This is a genomic window from Dehalobacter sp. 12DCB1, from assembly GCF_004343605.1.
GTDB lineage: Bacteria > Bacillota > Desulfitobacteriia > Desulfitobacteriales > Syntrophobotulaceae > Dehalobacter.
The window spans coordinates 278,174-285,097 of record NZ_POSF01000013.1 but is presented as its reverse complement, the minus strand read 5'-3'; the positions used below and the strand labels follow the sequence as shown (position 1 = coordinate 285,097).

General features: G+C 37.4%; 6 protein-coding genes. All 6 read left to right on the top strand.

The window, feature by feature from the left end; all coding sequences use genetic code 11:
* Positions 1-46 precede the first annotated feature (46 nt).
* The 6 genes from C1I38_RS06705 to C1I38_RS06680 all read left to right on the top strand — a co-directional run bounded on the left by C1I38_RS06705 (position 47) and on the right by C1I38_RS06680 (position 6,714).
* Positions 47-262 carry a hypothetical protein gene (locus tag C1I38_RS06705; RefSeq protein ID WP_119774632.1) on the top strand — a complete coding sequence of 72 codons (216 nt, stop codon included), beginning with the start codon at positions 47-49 and terminating at the stop codon, positions 260-262.
* A 44-nt stretch (positions 263-306) separates the two neighbouring features.
* Complete coding sequence (locus C1I38_RS06700) at positions 307-1,254, top strand: trigger factor (protein WP_119774633.1); 948 nt, start codon at positions 307-309, stop codon at positions 1,252-1,254.
* Between the two features lie 32 nt (positions 1,255-1,286).
* Positions 1,287-1,988: a Crp/Fnr family transcriptional regulator gene (locus C1I38_RS06695; RefSeq protein ID WP_119774634.1), complete on the top strand. Its 702-nt coding sequence runs from the start codon at positions 1,287-1,289 to the stop codon at positions 1,986-1,988.
* 607 nt (positions 1,989-2,595) lie between these two features.
* Entirely contained in the window at positions 2,596-4,374 is a 1,779-nt protein-coding gene (locus tag C1I38_RS06690; protein ID WP_119774635.1) for a methyl-accepting chemotaxis protein, read from the top strand.
* A gap of 256 nt (positions 4,375-4,630) precedes the next feature.
* Positions 4,631-5,320, top strand: coding sequence for a response regulator transcription factor (locus tag C1I38_RS06685; protein ID WP_158582032.1), 690 nt, complete (start codon positions 4,631-4,633; stop codon positions 5,318-5,320).
* Positions 5,317-6,714 (top strand): HAMP domain-containing sensor histidine kinase, encoded by a 1,398-nt coding sequence (locus C1I38_RS06680; RefSeq protein ID WP_119774637.1) that lies wholly within the window; start codon positions 5,317-5,319, stop codon positions 6,712-6,714. Before C1I38_RS06685 ends, C1I38_RS06680 begins: the two co-directional genes overlap by 4 nt.
* Positions 6,715-6,924: the final 210 nt, after the last annotated feature.

Below are 6,924 nucleotides of genomic sequence, written 5' to 3'. Positions count from 1 at the left end.
TTATATATAATCTCATTAATCGCTGGCGAAATAAGGGGGTAAGAACATGGAAACAAATATGGAACCGATGGAAGAACAAAAAAGAGGAAGGGTAAAAGACCTGCTCTTTACAATTTTGATTCTTTTTCTTGCTTCAGCCCATATTTTTGTGATGCTTCAATCGGTAGGAATACTCGGGGCGAATCACAATGATATAACTCAAACAAATATAAATCATTTTTTACCCAGTGATCTTACGACCAATGTGAATTCTTTAGATTAGGGCAGTTAATAACAAGCAGAGAATAATGACGGAGGAATGTAGAAATGAAGCATTTCGAGTTGGGACAATATAAAGGATTAAACCTCAAGTTTTTTGATACATCTGTTAAAGAGCATGAAATAGACGAGGCAATGAACCATTTAATAAATTCTTTGGAAAAAATTGAAATAGAAAAAAATGAAAGTATTGAAATAGGAGATTATGTTATAATAAATATGGAAGGGGTGGAGGAAAATACATCTGTTCCGGTAGTACGAGAATACGATTACCAGTTCAGAGTAGGCGACGATGCGCTGATACCGAAATTGACCTCAAACCTACTTGGGAAGAAGACGGGAGACCTAGTAATCTTCAAAAAGACGATACAATCGGATATTCTTCAATCTCAACATTTATTGGGACGTGAACTTATATTTAACATTAAAATCACACGTGTATTTCGAATTGAAAAGCCGGAACTGACGGAAGACATTATTCAGGAAATTGATCCAAGTCTGAAAACGCTTCAGGACTTAAAGCAGAAACTGACTGAGAAAATCTTTGAGGAAAAAAAGTCCAAAGAATGGGAAGGCAATCTTAATATTGTGTTTCAGGCCATCATCGCGCAGAGTAAATATGAATTTGGAGAAGAAAATCTTAATCAAGCAGCGGAAGATTTGTACAATAAATTTGCCAAGGAAATCAAGAATGTCGACGGGATCGAACTCATCAATTATTTGATGGGTAGAAAGATAACAGCTGACGAATTATTGGAGGAATGTAAGGAAGAAGCAGCTAAGAGAATGATCAGGGATCGGATTTTAGATGCAGTGATTGAGGCGGAAGAAATTGGACTTACAGCAGAAGAGCGCGGATATCTCGGAGGTCGTCTGAGAAAAGACCAGGAAAGTGGGCAATTGTCTGAAATGTTTACTGACATCCATTTTGTGGAGACACAGTATTTACGGAGAAAAGCGATGGACTTTTTGCTAAATATTAATAGGGCAAATTAAAAGATCATCAATTGCTTTCAGGAGGAATGAATATGGATGTGTTGCATTCTTCTATGTATTTACAGTGGGCGAATCCGCCAGCCAGTGACAGGTTCTTTAATTATGTGAAGGAAAAGGGCTTTAAAAAGAGCTTTGAAAAAGGAACCACCATCTTGCATGAAGGAGAAATTGTGCAACATGGGTACTACATTGTCGAAGGTTGGGTTGCTCTTTGTTTCAATAATCCTGCCGGGGATTCTAGGATTGCTTCTATACTTGGGCCAAAAAGGCCTTTTGGCTTAGCAGCGGCTTTAGACCAGGTGCCGATTCCCTTATCTTTCAAAGCTATCCGAGACTGTGAGTTTTACTTGGTTTCCCGGGACATTCTGATTCAGGGGATGAGAGAGGATATCGATTTAAATCTTGAGATGATTGATAGTATATTCACCAGATGTAAAAGTGCTTATCAAATGATTAATTTATCTACGTATTTTCCTTCGGAGAAAAAGCTAGTATATTTCTTTATTACTTTGCTTCAATACATGGAATATAGGGAAGCAAGGGATTGGTATGAGTTGCCGATTAACCTGTCACATACCCAAATCGCGCAACTCATTGGCTTATCCAGGGTTACAGTGTGCAATATCTTCAATCAGTATAGATCTGAAGGGAAAATTAGATCTTCCCAGCAAAAGCTTTTTGTTTCTAATCGATTAATAAATGACGAGTATGTTAAATTGTTTTTAGAGACCTAATCATATAAAGACAAAAGTATCCTTTTCTACAATTGCTTAGTGATTATGGAAAACCCTATGTAAGTAGATATTCTGCTTATGTAGAAATCTCTTGAAAGTAAGCCCCAATTGTAAGTGATTTTCTCAAGTATATAAAGAGGCTGAGGCCGCCATGAATGTACAGAATAACACTAACAAATATGACGCTGATAATAGTTTTTTAGACTGTTATCAGCATTTTTTTGGCTAAGCTGAGTTTGAAGACATGGTGCCATTCGCTTTTCGACTGTTATGCCATTCATGTACAACAGCGACGTTCCGCATCAGAGCTTCACTTAGCGCCGCACCATGTCGTTAATATCTGTTTTTTAAGATTTTCTTCCAATTGTAAAGCAGTTTATAGGCTTAATATTTATTGATAGGGTATATTTATAGAATCTTACAAAATAAATTTTATCCTATTAAAAAGCTGCAAAATTATATTTACATGGACGTTGTCCGTAATGAAGATAGACGGCAAAAAATAATGTTCTATGCGGTACAGGCATCCACTATGTGACTTGACCGTTAGCAGACTATTTGGGTAACTAATGTGGTAGTAATTCTTTATTATGGATGGAGGTCAAATATGCAAGTAAAAAAATCAATTAGCATTAGATGGAAGCTCAATCTAATCGTTCTCGTATTTATGATACTGGCATCATCGATGGTGGGAATTTTAATTTATCAAACCGCCAAAAGTGAGCTTTATACTGCTGGAGTCAGAGATCTACAGAATACGGTTGATACTGCGGTTCAGTTATGTAAAGTACTTGACGAGCAGGTTAAGCAGGGAAAGCTGTCTTTGGCAGAAGCGCAGGAACAAGCAAAGACATTTATTGACGGCCCTCTGGATACCCAGAAAAATACTCGGGATTTTAAAAAAACACCCTTTACATATAAACAAGACGGCCATTTGTGGGCTTGTCTCGACGACTACAGTGTTGTTATGCATGTTTACGGATATGAGGATAAAAACCTTAAAGATGTGGTCCCCGCTGCCCAAATGTACTATATTGAAAAGCTTATAAATCTTGCAAAAAAACCAAGTGTCGGCGACGATATTAATCAGAAGGTTCTTGTTTATCCCTGGAAAAATCCTAATGACAAGGTGGCAAGAGATCAAGTAGGTTTAGTCGGATATTTTGAGCCTTGGGGCTGGACATTTGGGATAGGCGTTTTTACTGAAGAGTTTTACGGTTCACTCCCATATTTAAAATTATATACGATTATCGGGATACTGCTTTTTAGTCTTATTTCCCTGATACTATTTTCTTTTCTGTCAAAATCTACATTAAAGATACTTGACAATATTAACAACATTGCAAAAAGAATCAGCAACGGGGAGATAAACGTCGAACAGATCAAGGTGAAAAAAATGGATGAATTCGGAATTCTTGCGAGTTCGATAAACACTATGACAAACAATCTGCGAACGCTAATATTAGGTGTTTCACAGGCTATAAGCGGTGTTTCCGGTACTGTTGCCAATGTCAGTAATGACACCGTCGAACTGAATTCCCAAATCGAAGAGGTTTCAGCAATAACTGAAGAATTAAGCGCTTCCATGGAAGAGACAGCGGCGTCTACGATTCTGATGAGAGAAATGTCTGATGAGTTCATATCTGCAATAGAAACAATTGAGAAAAAGGTAGAACAAGGCAGGAAATCTACACAAGAAATTTCCAAGCGCGCAGAAGAACTTAAAGAGGTTTCAAATAAATCAAGGAACTCAGCATATAACATCTATTCAAACACGAATGAAAAGCTGAGGGAAGCTATTGAAAAATCAAAGACTGTTGAGGAAATCAATCTCCTCACAAATTCTATTTTGTCCATAACCAAACAGACCAATCTGCTTGCTTTGAATGCAGCTATTGAAGCTGCGAGAGCTGGTGAGGCAGGAAGGGGTTTTGCTGTTGTCTCGGATGAGATTAGAAAACTCGCGGAAGACTCAAGCAAAGCTGTAACCGAAATACAAAAAATTACAAAAGACGTAATTGCATCGGTAAACAATCTTGTGCAATATTCCGAAGAGTTGCTAATGTTCATTGATTCTAAAGTCGTTAAGGACTATGATTCCTTCGTTCAGACCGGTGAACAATATACCATGGATAGCAATCAGATTAGCAGTATAGTCAAAGATTTTGGGGCTACGGCACAGCGATTGTCTGTGTCTGTGCAAAAAATGGTCAACTCCATAGAAGGTATAGCTAATGCAAATGACGAGGTGGCGGAAGGTTCGGGTGTGATAGCTCAGAAGGCTGTCAATATGTTCAATAAATCAGATAAACTATCTAAATTTGCAAACCTTTCACAAGAAAGCGTTAACGAGCTTAATAAGGTGATGGCCAGTTTCAAATTTTAGAAAAACCCTTTGTCTCCCTCCAAAACATTGATGTTCATGAACAGATTTAAAGATTAGAGACAAAAGGATATAGCAAATATTTATTGTACATCGCCAATTCGTTTTTATGTTTTGTAGGCCACAACAGCTTCTAGTTTCTATATCATGAGAATTGCGTAGTTGAACGATTGTTATACAGGTAACTAAGAGTATGAATTCACTTTTCTGTTTACTGGCTAATTTACCGGAAATTCGGAAAGGAGAAGTTGAGCAGGATATGAAAACACGTGAAGCCATTCTGTTGGTTGATGATGATATTAATGTGTGTGAGGTATTGAAGCTCTATCTGGAGAAAGAAGATTATTCGGTGGTTTGTTGCTATAATGGGCAGGAGGCTATCAGGAAATTCGGCAAGGATAGCTATGCATTGATTATTTTGGACATAATGATACCTGAGCTGAACGGCTGGGAGGTTTGCAAGTATATCCGCAATAAGTCAAAAGTCCCAATTTTCTTACTGACTGCTAGTGGGGATTTTCATAATAAGGCACTTGGCTTCCAACTTGGAATTGACGAATATATTGTCAAGCCTTTTGACCCCCGAGAGATTGTCTTTAGGGTTCAAGCAATGTTAAGGCGTATCAATCCGGAGGAGCAGAAGGTACTTCTTCCACTAAAAATAGAGAAATTAACAATAGATCCGGCCAATTATCTAATTCGTTTTAGAGATAAAGATATATCACTTTCTCCTAAGGAAATGGATATGTTATACCTAATGGCGACCAACATAAACAAAGTGTTTACCCGAATTGAACTAATGGAAAAAATATGGGGTTTTGAAAATTCATGTTTAACCAGAACAGTGGATGTCCATATTAATAGGCTAAGGGCTAAGCTTAAAGGGGTTGATAAAGTAGAAATCAAAACCGTATGGACGATAGGTTATAAACTTGAGGTTGCTAAATGAGGCGCAAATTGATTTTGACATTTGCATTGTCCTTGATTATTTATTGTATAATACTTAATTTCCTTTTTTCCATTACGCTTGACTCCTTTATTCAACAAAATAGATTCAACCGTCTTATGAAGGATAGCAGGGAAATCGGACAATTATACTTCAATTTGCTGGATCAACACATTAGCAGTGACGAATTTGCCAGGAATATCATTGAACGAGATAATTTGGCCGTAATAAATTCCAGGATCCTAATTTATAATGAATATAGACAGATAATATTGGATACCAAACAGAAGGCCCCGCTCCAAAACAACATGATTTTAACCAGGGATATAGAAAAGTGTTTTAATGACAGCAAGCAAACGTGTTCTACTTTTATTAACGATACCAATAGAGTAGAGTACTATTACTATACCGTCCCATTTATTAGGCAGGGGCAGGTTAAGGGAGCCATAGTTTATCATGGTACTTACCAGGGTTATGCGCCCGCAGCGAATATGATTATTGTACTAATATGGGCAACAGCCTTTTTATTTTGCGGTGCTTTGTCGCTCCTATACATTGTCTTATCAAAGAAAATAGTAAATCCCTTACTGGATATGAACAAAACCACACGCCAGATTGCCGCTGGGGATTTTTCCGTTAGGGTACCGGCAAATTCAACCGATGAACTTAAAGAACTGTCTGATTCTATAAATTATATGGCCAGCCAACTTGAAGACACAGAGGATGCTCGAAGACGATTCTTAGAGAATGTCTCCCATGAACTTAGATCTCCGATTACAGTTATTCGTAGTATGTTACAGGTTATAATAGAAAAAAAAGTATCATCAGATAAGCAGGTATATTATACCGAAATGATCCTTAATGAAGTACTGAGGATGTCCCAATTGATTAATGATCTTATGGATTTAACGCATATTCAATCATCAGACTTTAAACTGGAGTATGAACGAGTAGATATTGCTGAATTATTGCGGCGAAGTATTGCAAAATTCGAATCGATATTCACTGAAAAGAAAATCGTAATGCGTATTACCTTCGACGAATATTTTGCCGCTTATATCAGAGGAGATGAGCTAAGGCTGGTTCAAATTTTTGATAACCTTATTAAAAATGCGGCAAGCTATACGCCGGAAACCGGTGATATTTTAGTGGAGAGTAGTGAAGACGGGAAATGGGTGAGTGTTACCATTAGTAATTCCGGTGAAGGAATTAGTCCAGAGGATTTACCTTATATTTTCGAAAGATTTTATAAGGCTAACAAGGCCCGTAATTCGGAAGGGGTAGGTCTTGGACTAGCGATAACCAAGCAGTTGATAATTCTGCACGGTGGGACGATCGAAGTTGAAAGCACAAACGGAGTAAGTTGTTTTAAGGTTGCCTTCCCGGCTGAGATTTAAATAGACTCCAACATAACATTAGCCTTTGTTACATTCCTCCTACTTTTAGTGGGAGGTCATTTTTTTTATTCTGGGGCGAGACTTGGTAAAGTGTAATAATCTGTAAACGGCAGTTTATGAATTTTTTACAATTGAGAAACCACCTCTCGAAGATTTACTTATATACTAAATTCGGATTACATCATAGGAACCATAGTCATTAACCTAAAA

Coding starts and splice junctions, on each gene's coding strand:
- C1I38_RS06705 (WP_119774632.1), top strand. CDS start 47: ATGGAAACAAATATGGAACCGATGGAAGAACAAAAAAGAGGAAGGGTA.
- C1I38_RS06700 (WP_119774633.1), top strand. CDS start 307: ATGAAGCATTTCGAGTTGGGACAATATAAAGGATTAAACCTCAAGTTT.
- C1I38_RS06695 (WP_119774634.1), top strand. CDS start 1,287: ATGGATGTGTTGCATTCTTCTATGTATTTACAGTGGGCGAATCCGCCA.
- C1I38_RS06690 (WP_119774635.1), top strand. CDS start 2,596: ATGCAAGTAAAAAAATCAATTAGCATTAGATGGAAGCTCAATCTAATC.
- C1I38_RS06685 (WP_158582032.1), top strand. CDS start 4,631: ATGAAAACACGTGAAGCCATTCTGTTGGTTGATGATGATATTAATGTG.
- C1I38_RS06680 (WP_119774637.1), top strand. CDS start 5,317: ATGAGGCGCAAATTGATTTTGACATTTGCATTGTCCTTGATTATTTAT.